Origin of the sequence: uncultured Agrobacterium sp. (assembly GCA_913777615.1) — a bacterium.
Classification (GTDB): domain Bacteria; phylum Pseudomonadota; class Alphaproteobacteria; order Rhizobiales; family Rhizobiaceae; genus Agrobacterium.
Map to the genome: position 1 here is coordinate 212,058 of CAJYTK010000009.1, position 19,110 is coordinate 231,167.

The 19,110-nt window shown below is 58.8% G+C and carries 22 protein-coding genes; 17 read left to right on the top strand and 5 right to left on the bottom strand.

Features of this window, described 5'->3' with window-relative positions:
- Positions 1 to 378 (top strand): hypothetical protein, encoded by a 378-nt coding sequence (locus QZ862_RS08505; RefSeq protein ID WP_296019261.1) that lies wholly within the window; start codon positions 1 to 3, stop codon positions 376 to 378.
- A 109-nt stretch (positions 379 to 487) separates the two neighbouring features.
- Positions 488 to 1,738 (top strand): cytochrome-c peroxidase, encoded by a 1,251-nt coding sequence (locus QZ862_RS08510; protein WP_296098977.1) that lies wholly within the window; start codon positions 488 to 490, stop codon positions 1,736 to 1,738.
- A 49-nt stretch (positions 1,739 to 1,787) separates the two neighbouring features.
- Here QZ862_RS08510 and QZ862_RS08515 read toward each other — a convergent pair whose 3' ends face one another.
- Entirely contained in the window at positions 1,788 to 3,143 is a 1,356-nt protein-coding gene (locus QZ862_RS08515) for an MFS transporter (RefSeq protein WP_296098979.1), read from the bottom strand.
- 112 nt (positions 3,144 to 3,255) lie between these two features.
- On the opposite strand from QZ862_RS08515, the gene QZ862_RS08520 reads away from it, so the two are divergent.
- The gene (locus QZ862_RS08520) at positions 3,256 to 3,873 is read left to right on the top strand and encodes a metalloregulator ArsR/SmtB family transcription factor (protein WP_296098981.1); all 618 of its coding nucleotides are present in this window, start codon (positions 3,256 to 3,258) and stop codon (positions 3,871 to 3,873) included.
- A 71-nt stretch (positions 3,874 to 3,944) separates the two neighbouring features.
- Here QZ862_RS08520 and leuB read toward each other — a convergent pair whose 3' ends face one another.
- From leuB to QZ862_RS08535, 3 genes are all read right to left on the bottom strand, one after another.
- Positions 3,945 to 5,051 carry a 3-isopropylmalate dehydrogenase gene (gene leuB / locus QZ862_RS08525; protein WP_296098984.1) on the bottom strand — a complete coding sequence of 369 codons (1,107 nt, stop codon included), beginning with the start codon at positions 5,049 to 5,051 and terminating at the stop codon, positions 3,945 to 3,947.
- 400 nt (positions 5,052 to 5,451) lie between these two features.
- Entirely contained in the window at positions 5,452 to 6,057 is a 606-nt protein-coding gene (leuD, locus tag QZ862_RS08530) for a 3-isopropylmalate dehydratase small subunit (protein ID WP_296098987.1), read from the bottom strand.
- A gap of 145 nt (positions 6,058 to 6,202) precedes the next feature.
- Positions 6,203 to 6,439, bottom strand: a complete 237-nt coding sequence (locus tag QZ862_RS08535) for a hypothetical protein (RefSeq protein ID WP_296098990.1) — start codon at positions 6,437 to 6,439, stop codon at positions 6,203 to 6,205.
- Between the two features lie 111 nt (positions 6,440 to 6,550).
- Here QZ862_RS08535 and QZ862_RS08540 point away from each other — a divergent pair, with 111 nt between their 5' ends.
- Together QZ862_RS08540 and QZ862_RS08545 are read left to right on the top strand one after the other, a co-directional pair.
- Positions 6,551 to 7,462 carry a CoA ester lyase gene (locus QZ862_RS08540; protein ID WP_296098991.1) on the top strand — a complete coding sequence of 304 codons (912 nt, stop codon included), beginning with the start codon at positions 6,551 to 6,553 and terminating at the stop codon, positions 7,460 to 7,462.
- Complete coding sequence (locus tag QZ862_RS08545) at positions 7,459 to 7,665, top strand: DUF1737 domain-containing protein (protein ID WP_296019239.1); 207 nt, start codon at positions 7,459 to 7,461, stop codon at positions 7,663 to 7,665. The genes QZ862_RS08540 and QZ862_RS08545 overlap by 4 nt, the downstream gene beginning before the upstream one ends.
- 188 nt (positions 7,666 to 7,853) lie before the next feature.
- Here the strand turns inward: QZ862_RS08545 and QZ862_RS08550 are convergent, their stop codons facing one another.
- Positions 7,854 to 8,297: a metallopeptidase family protein gene (locus QZ862_RS08550; RefSeq protein ID WP_296019237.1), complete on the bottom strand. Its 444-nt coding sequence runs from the start codon at positions 8,295 to 8,297 to the stop codon at positions 7,854 to 7,856.
- Between the two features lie 325 nt (positions 8,298 to 8,622).
- Here QZ862_RS08550 and rplU point away from each other — a divergent pair, with 325 nt between their 5' ends.
- The 12 genes from rplU (at position 8,623) to QZ862_RS08610 (ending at position 19,101) form a co-directional block, all read left to right on the top strand.
- The gene (gene rplU, locus QZ862_RS08555; RefSeq protein ID WP_062424762.1) at positions 8,623 to 8,937 is read left to right on the top strand and encodes a 50S ribosomal protein L21; all 315 of its coding nucleotides are present in this window, start codon (positions 8,623 to 8,625) and stop codon (positions 8,935 to 8,937) included.
- 40 nt (positions 8,938 to 8,977) lie between these two features.
- The gene (gene rpmA / locus QZ862_RS08560) at positions 8,978 to 9,247 is read left to right on the top strand and encodes a 50S ribosomal protein L27 (protein WP_062424761.1); all 270 of its coding nucleotides are present in this window, start codon (positions 8,978 to 8,980) and stop codon (positions 9,245 to 9,247) included.
- 129 nt (positions 9,248 to 9,376) lie between these two features.
- Positions 9,377 to 10,009, top strand: a complete 633-nt coding sequence (locus QZ862_RS08565; protein WP_296019232.1) for a GNAT family protein — start codon at positions 9,377 to 9,379, stop codon at positions 10,007 to 10,009.
- A complete protein-coding gene (locus tag QZ862_RS08570; protein ID WP_296019230.1) occupies positions 10,006 to 10,590 on the top strand; it encodes a GNAT family N-acetyltransferase in 585 nt (194 codons plus the stop codon). Before QZ862_RS08565 ends, QZ862_RS08570 begins: the two co-directional genes overlap by 4 nt.
- Before the next feature lie 173 nt (positions 10,591 to 10,763).
- Positions 10,764 to 11,828 carry a GTPase ObgE gene (gene obgE, locus QZ862_RS08575; RefSeq protein ID WP_296019228.1) on the top strand — a complete coding sequence of 355 codons (1,065 nt, stop codon included), beginning with the start codon at positions 10,764 to 10,766 and terminating at the stop codon, positions 11,826 to 11,828.
- Positions 11,825 to 12,994 (top strand): glutamate 5-kinase, encoded by a 1,170-nt coding sequence (gene proB, locus QZ862_RS08580; RefSeq protein WP_296098995.1) that lies wholly within the window; start codon positions 11,825 to 11,827, stop codon positions 12,992 to 12,994. The genes obgE and proB overlap by 4 nt, the downstream gene beginning before the upstream one ends.
- Positions 12,987 to 14,273 (top strand): glutamate-5-semialdehyde dehydrogenase, encoded by a 1,287-nt coding sequence (locus tag QZ862_RS08585; protein ID WP_296098997.1) that lies wholly within the window; start codon positions 12,987 to 12,989, stop codon positions 14,271 to 14,273. The genes proB and QZ862_RS08585 overlap by 8 nt, the downstream gene beginning before the upstream one ends.
- A 42-nt stretch (positions 14,274 to 14,315) precedes the next feature.
- Complete coding sequence (locus tag QZ862_RS08590; protein WP_296019317.1) at positions 14,316 to 14,900, top strand: nicotinate-nucleotide adenylyltransferase; 585 nt, start codon at positions 14,316 to 14,318, stop codon at positions 14,898 to 14,900.
- 100 nt (positions 14,901 to 15,000) lie between these two features.
- Positions 15,001 to 15,438, top strand: a complete 438-nt coding sequence (gene rsfS / locus QZ862_RS08595) for a ribosome silencing factor (protein WP_296019221.1) — start codon at positions 15,001 to 15,003, stop codon at positions 15,436 to 15,438.
- Between the two features lie 204 nt (positions 15,439 to 15,642).
- Positions 15,643 to 16,125, top strand: coding sequence for a 23S rRNA (pseudouridine(1915)-N(3))-methyltransferase RlmH (gene rlmH / locus QZ862_RS08600; protein ID WP_296019219.1), 483 nt, complete (start codon positions 15,643 to 15,645; stop codon positions 16,123 to 16,125).
- A gap of 248 nt (positions 16,126 to 16,373) precedes the next feature.
- The gene (locus QZ862_RS08605; protein ID WP_296099000.1) at positions 16,374 to 17,783 is read left to right on the top strand and encodes a murein hydrolase activator EnvC; all 1,410 of its coding nucleotides are present in this window, start codon (positions 16,374 to 16,376) and stop codon (positions 17,781 to 17,783) included.
- Positions 17,773 to 19,101, top strand: a complete 1,329-nt coding sequence (locus QZ862_RS08610) for a S41 family peptidase (RefSeq protein WP_296034870.1) — start codon at positions 17,773 to 17,775, stop codon at positions 19,099 to 19,101. Before QZ862_RS08605 ends, QZ862_RS08610 begins: the two co-directional genes overlap by 11 nt.
- The last annotated feature ends 9 nt before the right edge of the window (positions 19,102 to 19,110 follow it).

Genomic DNA, 19,110 nt, shown 5'->3' on the forward strand with positions numbered 1-19,110 from the left:
ATGGCGAACCTGCCCGACATGACCAAACACCGTGGTTTTCCATCCGGCATGCCGGGTACAGGCGTCCAGTTCACCATACGCCGCGCCAATCCGCGCGGCGTCACCCCCATCAAGCAGTTGCCACGCAAGGCACGCCCCGGCACGCCCGAACATCGCATCGATGCCGCTTTCCTGCATGCGCTTTGGCACCATTTCGGCGCTGAACCCTTTGAGCGGGGCAATCTCGATGCCGCCCGCCTCAGCCTGCTCTTCGGACGTGAAGTTCTCCCCGCCGAGAAGAATTTCGACCCGCTCTCCTATGAGGCGATGCTGGTCATCGATGAACGCGTGGCACGCCAGAGCTTCCCAGAATCCTTCGAGAACTACTTCGAGATCTGAGGGCCCAAGCCTCCCCGCGACAAAGTGGAGCGCTTGAAGAAAGTTTCTGTGCGCGGCGCAAAGAAGATGGTATAGAGCCACCGGTTTCATCATTTCCGGCGGCTCTGACATGGTCAGGCAATTTGCTCATTTCCTTGCCGCTTCGGCACTGATCCTTCTTCCCGTGGCCTTGGGCCTGGGCGGGACGGCCCATGGCGGCACCGATTATCCGACCATCGAGAAGCTTGGCGACGCGCTGTTTCACGACGCCAATCTGTCGATGAACCGGACCATGTCCTGCTCTACCTGCCACACATCTGCCAACGGCTTTACCGATATTCGTGACACCGAGAAGGTGGGCCATGCTGTCTCGCTCGGCGATGACGGAAAGTCGCTCGGTGATCGCAACGCGCCGACCGCGACCTATGCCAAGTTCTCACCACCCTTTGGCAAGGACGCGGAGGGGAATTATGTCGGCGGCCAGTTCTGGGATGGACGCGCCGCAACGCTGGAAGATCAGGCCGGTGGCCCGCCACTCAATCCCATTGAAATGGGCATGGGCGACAAGGGCAGCGTCGTAAAACGGCTGAAAGAAAACCCGGACTACATGAGCGCTTTCGCCACCCATTTCGGGCCCGATGTGTTCGAAAATGACGAGGCGGCCTTTGCCGCCATGGGCAAGGCGCTCGCCGCTTACGAACGCTCCGACGCGCTTTCAACCTTCGATTCCAAATATGACCGCTTCCTGCGCGGCGAGGAAAAGCTGACCGATCAGGAAGAACTTGGCCGCGTTCTGATGTCCTCGACGCAGTTCACCAACTGCAACACCTGCCACACGATCAAGGGTGAGCATGGCCTTTCAGATGGCGTCTTCACCAACCACAAATATTTCAATATCGGCGTTCCGGCCAACAAGCTCGCCCGTGCCGCCAATGGCTCCAAGCCGGATGCCGTCGATCTCGGTCTGGCGCAAAACCCGGCGGTCGGCGACGATCCGACGCAACGCGGCAAGTTCAAGGTGCCGTCACTGCGCAATATCGCAGTGACCGGACCCTATATGCATAATGGCGTGTTCAAGGACCTGCGCACCGTCGTGCTCTTTTACGTGAAGTACAAAAGCAAGAAGCCGAGCCGCCAGATCAACCCGGAAACCGGCGAGAAGTGGGATGCGCCGGAAGTGCCCGACAACATCGCCATGGAAGAACTGACATCCGCGCCGGCACTCGACGACAAGCGTGTCGACGCAATCGTGGCGTTCCTGAAGACGTTGACCGACAAGCGCTACGAACCGCTGCTTGCCAAGGGTGAGAATATCGGCCGACCGGAAGATCCAGCAGTGCATTCTGTCTCCGCTACCCCCCGTGAGGCAGCGAAGAACTGAGCATGCACCGAGGCTTTTCAAAGGTCGCTCGGCTACCGATCAGCCGTCATCACGCAGTTTGCGTGCCATAACGTGGCTCTGGCAATGAGAAGGCTGCCAGTGCCGCGAGGACCGCTGGCAGAGCAAAGAGCGCAAACAGCCACGTTCCGGCAGATGCCGCCCCTTCAACGCCACCCGGATTGAGAAGGCCGGTGCTGTTGACGATGACACCGGAGAGTGCCGCGCCAAAGGCGCTGCCAAGAGACTGCATGGTGGTGATGCCAGCCGATGCCTTGTCCTTCTCATCGGGCTCGGCGAGATGCAGAATATGGGTCACCAGATGCGCCCAGCCCAGTCCGACGCCAAAGCCCATGCCGAAGATCAGAAGCGCGGCTGCACTCAGCACCAGCACATCGCCTTCGGGATTGGGCCGCGCCAGGGTCACCGCCAGCAGGCCAATGCAGACAGATTCCAGAATGGCGCCAGCAAGGATAGAGCGGCGCATGGCCTTGCCTTTCAAATCGCTGCACAGAAATGCAGACGCTGTCCAGCCGAGAGCCACGAGAGCAACGATATAGCCAGAGATCAGCGGCGGCACCGCATGCAGATTCTGCAGGAAATACGGAATGTAGATGTCGCAGGTCAGCGCCGCCAGCAGCATGAACATGGCGCCATAAACGCGGGCGATCGGCATTGACAGCACCGTTCCGCCGCGTGGCAGAATGCGCAGGGTCGCCCGTCGCTCCACCCATAAAAGGGCCGCTATGGCGAAGAGGGCGCCGATAACAAGCCAGATGCGCAGATCGAACTTTTCAGCGGTGCTGGCAAAACTGACCAGCAACAGCGAGGCAGACAGCAGGATCATCAGCAGCGCGAAAGGGACGATGACCGCAAACGCGTGGCGCCAGGCGCTCCCATCGGCAAAAAATCCGCCGAGCGTTGGGCCAATGAAGGTCGAGATGCCCCAGATCGCCGCGTAGAGCGTCGTTGCCTTGCTCCATAAATGCTCCGGATAGACGTAGCGTATGAAAGCATAGCCGAGCGTTGCCAGGGTCCCGGCCCCGAACCCCTGCACAGCGCGCCCGGCAAGAACGATTTCCATGGTGGGGGCAGCCGCGCAGATCGCCGAACCGAGAAGAAAGAGCGCTGCGCCGACACTATAGGTGCGATTGAGGCTGAGGCCCCTTGGGCGGATGGCGATGAAGACCGAACCGAGCACGGAGGCCGTGACGTAAAGCGTCGTCACCCAGGCAAAAAGGGGCAGACCACCAATATCTCGCACAACAGACGGCATGATGGTGGCTGTCACATAGGTCTCGATCGCATAGAGCGCGATGCCACTGGCGAGCATCAGGCTTGCCCCCAGATGCTTGGCTGAGAACAGAGCCCAGAGGCTGGTTGATGAAGGAGCGTCGGCAGGAGGCATGATCGGATTTCCGGTAAAGGCCGTTGCAATCTCGACGGCGAGGCATTATTCCAATTTATAACTTGGAAATTACACTTCAAGCCGAATTATGCAAGCGGCAGGACAGATAATAATGCGCCCTTCTCCCCGTGACAGATTGCTCTTTCTTTTGAAGACCGAAGGCCCGCAAGCGACGTCGGCCCTCAGTGACGCCCTTGGCCTGACGGGTGAGGCGGCACGCCAGCAGCTTGCCAAACTCGCAGATGAAGGACTGGTGGAAAGCATCACGCAACCGGCCATCGGTCGCGGTCGGCCACGTCAAAGCTGGCGTCTGACGAGTGCTGGCCATCGCGAGTTTCCGGATGGTCATGCCGATGTTGCCGTTTCGCTTATCGATGCCATCGGCAGCGAGCTTGGCAAGGATGCGCTGGACACGATCATGGTAGCGCGGGAGCGCAAGACAGAGGCGATCTATCGCGCAGCGCTTGCCGACGCCGAAACGCTGGAGGAACGGGTTGCGCGGCTGTCAGCCTTGCGGGTGACTGAGGGCTATATGGCAAGCTGGTGGCAGGAGGCAGATGGGCATTTCATCCTGGTGGAAAATCATTGTCCGATCTGCGCCGCGGCAACCGCTTGCCGAGGCTTTTGCCAATCGGAAATCGATATTTTCCGAAGCGTGCTGGCCGCGCCCGTTGAGCGGACCGAGCACCTTCTGCAGGGCGCACGGCGATGCGCCTATCGGATTGGTTAGAACAAGCTACCGATCCCTAACAAGAGTCACGCCCGAGGCAGGCCCGGGCGCGATGAACCGTAGCAGGGCTCTTACAGAGCCTTGAATTCCGCCAGAACGGCATCGCCCATGTCGGAGGTGCTGACCTGACGTGCGCCTTCCGCCATGATGTCGGCGGTGCGAATGCCCTTTTCCAGAACATTGGCGATGGCGGTTTCCAGCTTCGTGGCATCATCCACCAAGTTGAAGGAATAGCGCAGGCACATGGCAAAGGAAGCGATCATCGCAATCGGGTTGGCGATGCCCTGGCCGGCGATATCCGGGGCGGAGCCGTGAACCGGCTCATACATCGCCTTGCGCTTACCGGTCTTTGCATCCGGCGCGCCGAGCGAGGCGGATGGCAGCATGCCGAGCGAGCCGGTGAGCATGGCGGCGACGTCGGAGAGCATGTCGCCGAAGAGATTGTCGGTGACGATGACGTCGAACTGCTTCGGCTTGCGCACCAGTTGCATGCCACCGGCATCCGCCAGCATATGCTCCAGCTGGACATCCTTGTACTTTGCCGCATGCGTTTCGGTGACGACCTGGTTCCACAGGACGCCGGATTTCATCACATTGCGCTTTTCCATGGAGCAAACGCGGTTGCCACGGGTGCGGGCCAGTTCAAAGGCAACGCTGGCGATACGCTCGATTTCGAACGTGTCGTAAATCTGCGTGTCGATACCGCGCTTCTGACCGTTACCGAGATCGATGATCTGCTTCGGCTCGCCGAAATAGACGCCACCTGTCAACTCGCGAACGATGAGAACATCGAGACCTTCGACCAACTCCGGCTTTAGCGACGAGGCAGAAGCGAGCGCCGGGTAGCAGATGGCAGGACGCAGATTTGCGAAAAGCTCGAGATCCTTGCGCAGACGAAGAAGACCGGCTTCGGGGCGAACGTCATACGGCACGCCATCCCACTTCGGTCCACCAACGGCACCAAACAGAATGGCATCGGCGGCCAGCGCCTTTTCCATATCGGCATCGGAAATCGCCACACCATGCGCATCATAGGCTGAGCCGCCGACGAGACCTTCCTCGACCGTGAAGCCAGCATTCTTCTCGCTGTTCATGTAATCGATCAGCTTGCGGACCTCGGCCATGGCTTCGGGTCCAATACCGTCGCCGGGCAACAGGAAGAGCGAGCGCACAGTCATGAAATCCTCCTTGGGCGCTTAATGAGAAGCGCGCGTCAAAACATGGTTTGCAATGCCGAAAGCCTGCAAGATGCGGGCTTCTTAACGCTCACCCTTGCGCATTTCAAGCAAAGCAAAAGCCGATTCGGTACGGGTGACGCACCAAACCGGCTTTCACATCGTCTCAGTTTTATCTCATGCCCCCATTATATGACACACGATGTATCAGGCATCGACTGCGTGGTTGGAGGTCAGAGGGCGTCTTCGGCACAAAGCCCTCGTGAGGTCAAAGCTCTCCTCCTCGTCACCCACGGGCACGACCCGCGAACCCATAACTCATTGACGAGACTGGAAGACATGGATCCTCGGCTCAAGGCCGAGGATGACGACGGAGAGGTGTTGGGCTTCGTTGGAAGGATGATCAAGCCCAGGGTCGGGCGGAGGCATTGCTCTTCTCAAAGCTATCGATCGCGCCTGCATGTTCGAGCGTCAGGCCGATATCATCAAGACCATTCAGCAGGCAGTGGCGCTTGAATGCGTCGATCTCAAAGCTGATGCGCCCGCCATCGGGGCCGCTGATTTCCTGGTTTTCCAGATCGACGGTGATCACCGCATTCGAGCCGCGCGAAGCATCGTCCAAGAGCTTCTCGAGGTTTTCCGGGCTGACGACGATCGGGAGGATGCCGTTCTTGAAGCAGTTGCTGTAAAAAATATCGGCAAAGCTGGTGGAGATAACGCAGCGGATACCGAAATCGAGCAGCGCCCAAGGCGCATGTTCACGCGAGGAGCCACAGCCGAAATTGTCTCCGGCAACCAGGATCTGCGCATTCTGATAAGCAGGCTTGTTGAGTACGAAATCAGGGTTGGGCGAACCGTCTTCCAGATAGCGCGACTCGGCAAACAGGCCCTTGCCGAGGCCGGTGCGCTTGATCGTCTTCAGGTAATCCTTTGGAATGATCATGTCCGTGTCGACATTGACGACCGGCATGGGGGCGGCGACACCCGTCAGCTTGGTGAACTTATCCATCTCTCACTCCGAAATTCTACTGCGGTATCAGACCGCGTCATCACCGCCATTAAAGCAAAAAGGCGCGCTTTTGAAGATCAAAGCACGCCAATGCGGTACGCCGCTAATAATATGGGTCTAAACGCCTGAAGGCCGGCTGATGCGATCAGAGATCGATGATCGTGCCGCGACCGTCGTTCCACACACGCATGTTCTGCTGGCGGCGATGCTGAGTCTTGACGCGGATCGGCTCCGCCTTCATCCGGGCAGAGAACATCTTGGCGATGCTAAGGACCGCAAGCGTTCCGACGAATGCGATCGTCAAAGATGCGGTGAAGAGCGCGGCCAACGCCAGAACTGCAATGCTGGAGGCTGCGATGAAGAATGTACGAATGCCCTGCATGGTCCAAACCTTTCTGTCCAGACGAATGTGGGCCTTCTTCTTGACGCTTGCAAGAGGTTTCACACCGTCATCGATCTTGCAGATGTAACAAAAGATTGACACAAGTGGGGCATGGCCGAATTTTTTGTCGATAATACTGCACGCCCGCGCCGCTCGTTGCTTTCAGTGCCTGCTATCAATCTGCGAGCCTTACAAAAACTGAGCTCTCTTACCTGCGATGGCGCGATCTTCGATCTGGAAGATTCGGTCGCACCGGAGGTGAAGGACGAGGCAAGGGACAATCTCCTCTCCGTCTTTCGCGAGACGCCGCTTGTTAACCGTGAAGCGATCATCCGCATCAATCCTCTATCGTCCACAGCGGGACGCAAGGATGTGGACGCGGTTCTGAGCTGCCTGCCCCAAGCCGTGCTGCTGCCGAAAGTCGAGCAGCCCTCCGATATTCATGAACTGGCCGATCTGCTGGATGAGGCCGATGCTCCCGAAGGCATGCAAATCTGGGCGATGATCGAAACCCCGCGCGGCATTTTGAACGCCGCGGCGATTGCGGAGGCCGCACACACCACGGGCAGCAGGCTCGGCGCTTTCGTCGTGGGGCTAAACGATCTGCGCAAGGATACCCGCGTTCCGGCAAGACCCGGACGCACCTATCTCGTCCCCTGGCTGATGCAGATCTTGCTCGCAGCCCGCGCCTACGGCCTCGACGTCATCGACAGCGTTTCCAACGATTTTCGCGATTTGGATGCCTTTGCCACGGAATGCGAACAAGGCCGCGATATGGGCTTCGATGGCAAGATGCTGATCCACCCGGCGCAGATCGAAGCGGCGAACGCTGCTTTCGCTCCGGATGAGGCCGCACTTGCCGAGGCGCGAGAGACGATCGCGGCTTTCGCAAAACCCGAATCTGTGGGATTGAACGTCATCAACATGAACGGGCGAATGATCGAACGGCTGCATGTGACGGGTGCAGAGCGCCTTGTCGCCATTGCCGGGATCATCGCCGCAAGAAAGGCAGAAAACCAATGAAGGTCTATCGTTTCATCACCGGTCCCGACGATGCCAAGTTTTGTCACCGCGTCACCGAAGCCCTGAACAAAGGCTGGGAACTCGCCGGCTCTCCAAGCTACGCCTTCAATGCTGCCGCCGGTGTGATGCACTGCGGCCAGGCGGTTACCAAAACCGTAGAGGGCAAGGAATATCATCCTGATATGAAGCTGGGCGAACAGTAAGGGCTGCTGTGTCATCGACCGTTGTCGTGACGGTCGACACCTTCTCTGCCGTCATCCTCGGCCTTGAGCCGAGGATCCACCGACGCCCCAAAAACCTCGATGGCTTATGGATCCTCGCCTCGAGGGCGAGGGTGACGAAAAGCAAGCGTTAAGGGTGCCTCACTCGGCAGCACCCTCTCCCACAACATTCACCCGCGGTCCGTCGCCGCGTCGTCCGCGCTTTCCTCGATCCGCTCCATGTCATCATCGGAGAGGCCGAAGTGATGGCCAATTTCATGGATGAGGACGTGGGTGATGATGTCACCGAGCGTCTCTTCGTTTTCGGCCCAATAATCCAGGATAGGGCGACGATAGAGGGTGATACGATTCACCATCTCGCCGGTTTCCATGGTGAAGCGCTCCGACAGACCGCGACCTTCGAAAAGGCCCAGCAGGTCGAACGGGGTTTCGAGCGCCATATCCTCGAACACATCATCGGTCGGAAACTCCGAGATCTCGATGATGAGGTCTTTGGTCAGGGCGCGAAATTCTTCCGGCAGGTGGCCATATGCCTCAATGGCAAGCGATTCAAACGCTGATATTGTCGGCGCGTGGCGATCCCGCCAATCGTCGGTACTGTCTATGCGGGCCATTTCTGCTCCTTGCTGTGGGGCTGATATAAACCCTTGCGATGCAAAATTCGAGACCTGTTTGCAACAACCGCATAAAAGGCCTGATTTTCTAGGAGAGACCGTTGTTTTTAGGCCGCTGTGAACCTTGACATAAGCGGCTCTCTCGCGTAACTCCGCAGCCAAATTGAGGGCGTATTGCGCCTTCCGTTTAATCCGCTTTGAAAAAAGCGGCCCACCGGCAGAGTTTCAAGGGGCATTTGCCTCGACGAATTTCCGCTACTCCGACTGATAAAAAGACGGCCAGCGTCAAAAGCGCAGAGCCGGAACGAACATGAAAGGATAAAAAATGTTCGCAGTCATCAAGACCGGCGGTAAGCAGTACCGCGTAAGCGCCAACGACGTGCTGACCATCGAAAAGCTGGAAGCAGACGCAGGCGCAACTGTAGAATTCACTGAAGTTCTCGTTGTCGGCGTTGGCGCTGATGCAAAGTTCGGCGCACCTTTCGTTGCAGGCGCAACGGTCAAGGCTGAAGTTGTAGAACACAATCGCGGCAAGAAGGTCATCGCCTTCAAGAAGCGTCGTCGTCAGAACTCCAAGCGTACGCGCGGCCATCGTCAGCATCACACTGTCGTCCGCATCACGGACATCGTTGCTGCCTAATCGGCGCGACACGGGAAACTAGGTTTAAAGGAGCAATCCAATGGCACACAAAAAAGCTGGCGGTTCTTCGCGTAACGGTCGCGATTCCAACTCCAAGCGCCTTGGCGTGAAGAAGTTCGGCGGCGAAGCCGTCATTCCAGGCAACATTATTGTTCGTCAGCGTGGCACGCAGTGGCATCCCGACGCCAATGTCGGCATGGGCAAAGATCATACGCTTTTTGCACTCACAGCAGGCAACGTAAACTTCCGCACGAAGGCCAATGGTCGCGTATTCGTGTCCGTAGCGCCGAAAGCGGAAGCCGCAGAATAAGCCGGTAAGCGTCATATGCAGCCGGTGTCCCAATGACCCGGCTGAGACGTAACAGGTTCAGTCACAAAAAAGGGGAGTTGGGGCACCACCCAACTCCCCTTTTTTCTTAACTCCACGGAGGACTGAACCATGCAAGCTGAATTGTTGAGGGTCGACCAATCACGGTCACCCGAAGAACGGATAAGACCTGAACGGTCAAGGAGCGATTGCCCCGTCTTGTTGTCGCAGAGATTAGTTCTGCGCAAACCCCACGAAGAAGACATCGACGCCCTTGCCCATCTTGCCAACAACGCCAACATCGCGACCATGGTGTCGCGCATGCCGCACCCTTACACGGCGAAAGACGCCGCGGATTTCGTGCGCCGTGCAGCAAATGGCGAGATTGGCAAGTGCGTCTATGCGATTACGCGCATGGACAATGGCGAGTTCATGGGGTGCTGCGGACTGGAGCCGCAGGAAGACGAAAAGACCCTTGAAATGGGCTACTGGCTTGGCGAACCCTATTGGAACAGGGGCTACACCACAGAAGCGGCTCATGCGCTGATCGATATGGCCTTCCGCACCCGTGAGATAGATCAGATCGATGCGCGGTGCCGGGTCACCAATATCGGCTCGCGACGGGTCATACAAAAGTGCGGCTTTCAGTTGCAGGGTTCCGGCATGGTCGGATCGCTGGCGCTTGGCGGCATGGTCCCGGTAGAATGGTACAGGCTGGATCGCAAGACATGGGTATCATTGAGAAGCTGGGGAGACATGCGATGAGTACGGCTCAGTTGATGCGTCCGCGCAGCGTTCAAACCATGGCTGCCCCAGGCCCCTGCCCGACGATCGAAACCAGGCGCCTGGTGCTTCGGCCCCAGCGGCTTACCGATGCCGGCTCGATTGCGGAAACGCTTGCCGACTTCCAGGTCACCCGGATGTTGGCCCGCGTTCCCGCACCCTACTACGAGCAGGATGCGCTAGAGTGGCTGATCCTGCGTACCTCCGGCACCCTGCCCGATTGGGATTTCGCCATCACCTCAGGTGATGACACCCTGATCGGCGTGGTTTCGGTGGAGCGGCGTCACGGCCAGTGGCATCTCGGCTACTGGCTGAACCGCTTCTACTGGGGCAAGGGCTATATGACCGAGGCTGTTGGCGCTGTCGTCGAGCGCTTCTTCCGGCGCATGCCGAACGAAGTGCTGCATTCGGGCATATTTGCCGATAACCCGGCGTCGCTTAAGGTGCAGCAAAAGCTCGGCTTCAACATTACCGGCTGCAGCGAGATCTATGCGGTCGCACGCTCCACCATGGTGGCGCATATCGATACCGAGCTGACGGCGGAAGACTTCGTCCGACCGTAAGGCAACTCATGAGTGACAAGGCCGGTTTCGTTGCAAACCGGCCTTGTTCCATAGGCGCTTGGCCATGATAATCTTTGACCTTCGGGGCAAGCGGCTATATTCCAGGCGACAGAACCTTTTTGACGCGGCTGGCAAGGCCATGACCGCATGCAAGCTGACAGAACGGCAGTCCGATGAAATTTCTCGATGAAGCAAAAGTCTATATCAAGTCCGGCGATGGCGGCGCAGGTGCCGTCTCCTTCCGGCGCGAAAAATTCATCGAGTTCGGCGGCCCGGATGGCGGTGACGGCGGACGCGGCGGCGATGTGTGGGTCGAGGTCGTCAACGGCCTCAACACGCTGATCGACTTCCGCTTTCAGCAGCACTTCAAAGCCTCCATCGGCCAGCATGGCATGGGCAAGACCCGCACCGGCGCCAAGGGCTCCGACGTCGTACTGAAAGTCCCTGTCGGCACGCAGATTTTCGAAGAAGACAACGAAACGCTGATCGTCGACCTGACCAAGGAAGGCCAGCGCTTTCGTCTGGCCGCTGGCGGCAATGGCGGTTTCGGCAATGCCTATTTCAAATCCTCGACCAACCAGGCGCCAACACACGCCAACCCAGGCCTGGCAGGTGAAGAAAAGACCATCTGGCTTCGACTGAAGCTGATCGCCGATGCGGGTCTGGTCGGCCTGCCCAATGCCGGTAAGTCCACCTTCCTGGCAACCGTCACACGCGCACGTCCGAAGATCGCCAACTATCCTTTCACCACGCTTCACCCCAATCTCGGCGTTGCTACGATTGACGGTCGCGAATTTGTTCTTGCCGATATTCCGGGTCTGATCGAGGGCGCGCATGAAGGTGTGGGCATCGGCGACCGCTTCCTCGGCCATGTGGAGCGCACCCGCGTGCTGCTTCATCTGGTTTCCGCGCAGGAAGAGAAGGTTGGCCAGGCCTACAAGACCGTCAAGGCGGAACTGAACGCCTATGGCGGCGGCCTAACCGACAAGCGCGAGATCGTGGCATTGTCGCAGATCGACGTGCTGGACGAGAAGGAGCTGAAGAAGAAGGCCAAGGAACTGGAAAAGGCCTGTGGCCGTCCTCCGCTTCTTCTATCTGCTGCCGCCCATATCGGCATGACGGAAGCATTGCGCGCACTGCGTGACGTGATCGTCGATGCCAGCGAAGGTGGCGAGACCGCCCTTCCCGACCGCTCCATGCCCATCGAAGAGCTGGAAGACGGAGACGACCGTCTATGACGCTTGCGCGAAAACCGCTCGGCAGCCATCATCGCATCGTCATCAAGATCGGTTCTGCCCTGCTGGTGGACCGCAAGACGGGGCTGAAGAAGGATTGGCTGGACGCGATCTGCGATGACATAGCAGAGCTGAAGAAGAACGGCGCCGATGTACAGGTCGTCTCTTCGGGCGCGATCGCGCTTGGCCGAACGGTTCTCAACCTGCCCTCTGGCGCCTTGAAGCTGGAGGAAAGCCAGGCGGCAGCGGCTGTCGGGCAGATCGCGCTGGCACGCGCCTGGTCCGAAAGCCTTTCCAAGCACGATATCGTTGCGGGGCAAATCCTGCTGACGCTTTCCGACACGGAAGAACGTCGCCGCTATCTCAATGCGCGCGCGACGATCAACCAGCTGCTGAAGATCGGTGCCACGCCGATCATCAACGAGAATGACACGGTGGCGACCACCGAAATCCGCTATGGCGATAATGATCGCCTCGCCGCCCGCGTTGCGACCATGACCGGCGCTGATCTTCTGGTGCTGCTCTCCGACATCGACGGCCTCTATACCGCGCCGCCGCATCTCGATCCTGACGCCAAGTTCCTCGAGACCATCGCGGAAATCACGCCCGAGATTGAGGCTATGGCAGGGGGGGCTGCATCGGAACTGTCGCGTGGCGGCATGCGCACCAAGATCGATGCCGGAAAGATCGCCACTGCCGCTGGCTGCGCCATGATCATCGCGTCAGGCAAGACACTGCATCCGTTGAAGGCCATCGAAGAGGGAGCACGCTCCTCTTGGTTTGCGCCTTCCGGAACGCCGGTGACAGCCCGCAAGACATGGATCGCCGGTCAGCTTCAGCCAGCAGGCGAGGTGCACGTGGATGAGGGCGCGGAAAAGGCGCTGCATCAGGGCAAGAGCCTGCTGCCTGCCGGGGTCAAGCTCGTCAAAGGCAATTTCGGACGTGGCGATGCCGTTGCGATCATCGGGGTGCAAGGCCGGGAGATTGCGCGCGGGCTTGCCGGTTACGATGCCGACGAGGCGCGCCGCATCAACGGTCACAAGTCGAACGAGATCGAAGCCATTCTCGGTTATGTCGGACGCTCGGCGATGATCCATCGCGACGATCTGGTGATGACCGGAGCCGCCGTCAAAGTGAAAAAAGCAAAGAAGGATGAAGTCGATGCCTGACCAGGCCGTGAAGCAAAGCCAGTCCGTTGATGCGCTGATGATGAATATCGGCGCACAGGCGAAGGCTGCTTCACGACCGTTGTCCATCGCTTCGACCGCGCAGAAGAACCGTGCGCTTCTGGCCATGGCATCCGCCATCGATGCATCGGTGGACCGGATCCTCGACGCCAACAAAAAGGATGTAGCGGCTGCCGAACAGGCGGGCGTGACGGGCTCCTTCATCGATCGCCTGAAGCTTGACCCTTCGCGCATTTCCAGCATTTCCGAAGGCATCCGGGCAATCGCAGAACTCGCCGATCCCGTCGGCGAGATGATTGCCTCCTGGGACCGTCCAAACGGTTTGAAGATTGAGCGCGTACGCACACCACTTGGCGTTATCGGTGTGATCTATGAAAGCCGTCCGAATGTGACGGCGGATGCCGGTGCGCTGTGCCTCAAGGCCGGTAACGCCGTGATCCTGCGCGGCGGATCGGATTCGCAATATTCATCGCGCGCTATCCATGCCTGCCTAGTGGAGGGCCTGAAGATCGCTGGGCTTCCAGAGCATGCGATCCAACTGGTGCCGGTGACCGACCGCGCCGCGGTCGGCCTGCTGCTCGGCGGCCTTGGCGGGACTGTCGATGTGATCGTGCCGCGCGGCGGAAAGAGCCTCGTAGGCCGAGTACAGACGGAAGCCCGCGTACCGGTCTTTGCGCATCTGGAAGGCATCTGCCACGTCTATGTCGACAAATCCGCCGACCTCGATATGGCACAGAAGATCGTGCTGAACGCCAAGATGCGCCGCACCGGCATTTGCGGCTCCGCCGAAACCTTGCTGGTCGATCGCGCCGTGGCGGCAACCCACCTTGAACCCCTGGTAAAAATCCTGCTGGAGGCAGGCTGCGAGGTACGCGGTTCGGATGAGGTGCAAAACGCCGTTGCAGGCGTGACGCTGGCGAATGAGGAAGACTGGCGCACGGAATATCTCGACGCCATCATCTCGGTGACCCTGGTGGATGGTATCGACGGTGCGATACAGCATATCGGCACCTATTCCTCAAACCACACCGAAGCGGTGATCGCCGAAGATCCGCAAGTCGTTGCCCGCTTCTTCAACGAGATCGATAGCGCCATTCTTCTGCACAATGCCTCCACGCAGTTTGCCGATGGCGGCGAGTTCGGCATGGGCGCTGAAATCGGCATTGCGACCGGCAAGATGCATGCGCGCGGTCCGGTCGGCGTCGAACAGTTGACCTCCTTCAAATACCGTGTGCACGGCACCGGCCAGACGCGGATCTGATATTTGGCGGCTGATCCGGTTCTTGACCAACGTTACCTGACCATGCCGCACACCGAGCGCGGCATGGTGATCGGGCTATTTGGCGGGTCCTTCAATCCCCCGCATGATGGCCACGCACTGGTGGCGGAAATCGCTATGCGTCGTTTGGGCCTCGATCAACTCTGGTGGATGGTGACACCCGGCAACCCGCTGAAGAGCAAGACGGGACTGGCGCCACTTGCCGAACGGATCGCCGCCTGTGAGGACCTCGTCACCGATCCGCGCATCAAGATCACCGCATTCGAGCAGACCCTTGGGGTCAGCTACACGGCCAATACGCTCGCCAAGATCAAAGCGCGAAATCCGCACGCCCGTTTCATCTGGGTCATGGGTGCGGATAATCTGAGGACCTTCCACCATTGGCAGAAATGGCGCGTGATTGCTGAGACCTTTCCAATTGCCGTCATCGACCGCCCGGGGGCAACGCTTGCCTACCTCTCCTCCACCATGGCGCAGGCCTTCAGCCATGCGCGGATCGATGAGGACGATGCCGGGGTCTTGTGGAAGAAGGACGCCCCCGCTTGGGTTTTCATTCACGGTCCGCGCTCGACCTTGAGTTCCACTGCCATACGCAACGGGCATAAATGAAGTATGAGCCTCTGCGCTACGGCCCACCATCTTGAAAAGTGAATATAATGATGCCACCTTTACTGTGTGCCGTGGTGAATCGCGGCGCTCAGTATCTGTTTTGTCATTTCGGAAAGGAAAACCTCTGACAACAGTACACACTAAGGGAAGAGCTTACAGCGCTATCCCGAAGGGCCAGGAGAGTGGCGTCGATGCCGCCCGCCGTGCCCTGGAAACCGTCCTTGCGAGTGTCGAGGACTCCAAAGCAGAAGATATCGTTTCCCTGAACATTGCCGGAAAGTCGGCGCTGGCAGATTACATGGTGGTCGTGTCCGGGCGTTCGAGCAGGCATGTGACGGCGATCTGCGAACATCTCATCACCGACATGAAGGATGAGGGTTTCGGCGGCGCGCGTGTTGAAGGCCTGGAGGCTGGCGACTGGGTGCTGATCGACGCAGGCGATGTCATCATCCATGTGTTCCGTCCAGAAGTGCGGGCGTTCTACAACATCGAAAAGATGTGGGCGACCCCGGACATCGAGGAAGAAACACTGCATTGATCGCGGGTTGGTGCATGCCGCGCAAATATATGCAGCGGTTTTGCATTAACGACATGCGATGAAGCATAGGAATAAGGCGTAAGCGCCAATCTGAGAGGTCGCGACACGCTTTAGGCCGAAGGCTCTTCTCGGTCGCATGGAAATCCGCAGCCAGTTCTGCTACAAGCCGCAGCCTTACAGGGTTGCGAACGGGCTGATATGTGAATGCGGATTTCAATTTTTGCGGTGGGACGGCTGAAATCCGGCCCCGAGAAAGAGCTTGCGTCTCGCTACCTGGATCGCTTCGCCAAGGCCGGCCCGGCCATCGGGCTGGAATTCGGCAAGATGATCGAGGTGCAGGAAAGCCGCGCCTCCAACCCGGATACGCGCAAACGCGAAGAAGCGGCGATGCTGGAAAAGCACCTGGCCGATGGCGCCGCACTGATCCTTCTGGACGAGCGCGGCAAGGCGCTCGACAGTCCCGCTTTCGCCGAGCTTTTCGCCACCATGCGCGATAATGGCAAGCGCGATGTCATCATCGCAATCGGCGGTGCGGACGGGCTGGACCAATCGCTGACGGAGAAGGCAGCCGCCACGCTCTGCCTCGGCAAGCTGACATGGCCGCACCAGATCGTGCGCTTCCTCATTTCCGAACAGCTTTACCGGGCCGTGACCATTTTATCAGGCCATCCCTACCACCGCGTATAGAGCTTCCTTTGTGCGTCCTTCAGGGTGCACAAAGGAAGCTCTAACTTTTCGAATCTACGCATCGTGCTCTCCGAAAATCGATTCGATTTTCGGGCCGATGCTGCAGACAATCTCCTCTCTGCGGCTCTCACCGACATGCTTTCGTCGCAAACGCGCATCTATGTCGGCTGGCTTTCATGCCTATTGGCGCAAAGCCGCGAAGCAGCGTATGGTCGCCAATCTTATCGAGCGGGTAGAAGAACGACGTCATGGGTCAAACGTACGACAAATTCCGGCTTGCGCTGACGACGGGCGTGGCACTTGTCGTCCTTGGCGCCGCATCCCTTCACACGCCCCAAGCTTCCGCCCAGGACGCAGCGCCAGCCACACCCCCAGCCACGCAACCGGCAGAGACGCCAAGCGAATTGCAGGAACTGGAGACGCGCCGTGACCAGAACCGCCAGGATTTGGAGGAACTGGTGGACAGTATTGGTTTGTCTGAAGACAAGGCGCGCCAGCTTGAAGAGAGCATCGCGGCGCTGAACCAGGATACCGCGAGGATCAAGGAAGAGCTGATCGCGTCCGCCCAGCGACGCAAGGATCTGGAAGCCAAAATCAATGATGGGCAGGACCGCCTGGCAAAGCTGAGCGTGCGCGAGGATTCCGTAAAGGCGTCACTTCGCGAGCGCCGCGGCGTTCTGGCCGAAGTTCTGGCCGCCCTCCAGCGCATGGGCCGCAACCCGCCACCCGCCCTTCTGGTGTCACCTGAAGATGCGCTCGCCTCCGTCAGAAGCGCGATCCTGCTGGGAGCTGTGGTTCCGGGCATCCGGGCCGAAACCGACAAGCTCATCACCGCTCTCAAAGAATTGACTGATCTGCGCCAGGCGATCGCTGTGGAGCGTGAGCAGTTGACAGGCATGATGACGGCAAGTCTGGAGGAGGAAAAACGCCTCGATCTGCTGCGCGCCGAAAACGACAAGAAGAACAGCCAGACCGCAGCCGAACTGGAAGCAGAACGCAAGCGATCTGAAGAACTTGCCAGCAAGGCGACAAGCCTTGAAGGCCTCGTTTCATCGCTCGAAAACGAGATATCGTCGGTACGCGAGGCCAAGGAAAAGGCGCGTTTGGAAGAAGAGCGGATCGCCCGTCTTCCGCCTGCTGAACGTGACAAATTGGAGGCGCAGAGCGAGGCTGGAACGCCCGATAAAAACCGCATTGCGCCCGCATATCCATTTTCGAGCTTGAAGGGTAAGCTGGCAATGCCGGTTTCAGGCGAAGTGCTTCGACGCTTCGGCGATGCCGATGGAACCGGGCATTTCTCCAAGGGAATCGTCGTCGCGACCGGCCCGGAAGCACTCGTTACAGCACCAGCGGACGGCTTCGTGGTTTTTGCTGGAGAATTTCGAAGCTACGGCCGCATGATCATCCTCAATGCTGGTGACGGTTATCATCTGGTCCTGACAGGCATGGACAATGTGAGAACGCGGCAGGGCATGTTTGTTTTCTCCGGTGAACCGATTGCCTCCATGGGCGTAAAAAGAGTGGCAAGTGCAGCGGCTTTGGCGCTGGAAACTGACAAGCCAACGCTTTACATTGAATTCAGAAAGGACGGAGTGCCGGTTGATTCTCAACCCTGGTGGTCCGCAAAAAATACCGGAAGGGCGCGTAATGATTCGTAAGGCTTCGCTTCTTCTCATCGGTGGGCTCATGGGCGCCACAGCGATGAGCGTTATCTATTCTGCCAGCCTGCCGGCGCAGGCCGCAGGCCCTTCCACATACAAGGAACTGTCGATCTTCGGCGATGTCTTCGAGCGCGTGCGTGCGCAATATGTAACGCCGCCGGATGACAAGAAGCTGGTCGAAAACGCCATCAACGGAATGTTGAGCTCGCTTGATCCGCATTCGAGCTTCATGAATGCCGAAGATGCCAACGACATGCGCACCCAGACCAAGGGTGAGTTCGGCGGTCTCGGCATCGAAGTGACGATGGAAAACGAACTGGTGAAGGTCATCTCTCCGATGGACGATACGCCGGCCGCCAAGGCTGGTATTCTCGCAGGCGACTTCATCTCCGAAATCGACGGTCAGCCGGTGCGTGGCCTGAAGCTCGAAGAAGCGGTCGAGAAGATGCGCGGCGCCGTCAAGACGCCGATCAAGCTTACCATTATTCGTCAGGGCGCCGACAAGCCGCTCGACATCACCGTCATGCGTGACATCATCGCAGTTCGCGCGGTCAAGTCCCGCGTCGAAGGTGGCGATGTCGGTTATCTGCGCGTCATCTCCTTTACCGAGAAGACCTATGACGATCTCGAAAAGGCGATCAAGAAGATCAAGCAGGATGTACCGGCCGACAAGCTCAAGGGCTATGTGCTCGATCTGCGCTTGAACCCGGGTGGTCTGCTCGATCAGGCGATCAATGTTTCCGATGCGTTTCTGGAGCGCGGCGAGGTGGTTTCCACCCGCGGACGTAACCCGGATGAAACCCGTCGCTTCAATGCAACGGCTGGCGACCTGACCGATGGCAAGCCGGTTATCGTTCTGATCAACGGTGGATCGGCGTCGGCGTCTGAAATCGTTGCCGGCGCGCTGCAGGATCTGCGTCGCGCAACGGTTGTCGGCACGCGGTCCTTCGGCAAGGGCTCGGTCCAGACGATCATTCCGCTGGGCGAAACCGGTGCGCTTCGTCTGACGACGGCGCTCTATTACACGCCATCCGGCAAATCCATCCAGGGTACCGGCATTACGCCTGACATCAAGGTGGAACAGCCGCTGCCGCCAGAACTTCAGGGCCGTGTTCGCGCTGAAGGAGAATCGAGCCTTCGCGGCCACATCCAGGGCCAGAGCGAAACCGAAGAGGGCTCGGGTTCCGCAGCTTACGTTCCGCCGGAAGCCAAGGACGACATCCAGCTGAACTATGCGCTGGACCTGCTGCATGGCACCAAGAACGACCCATCCTTCCCGCCGAACCCGGAAAAGGCAGTCGTCAACAAGCAGTAGGACATCTAA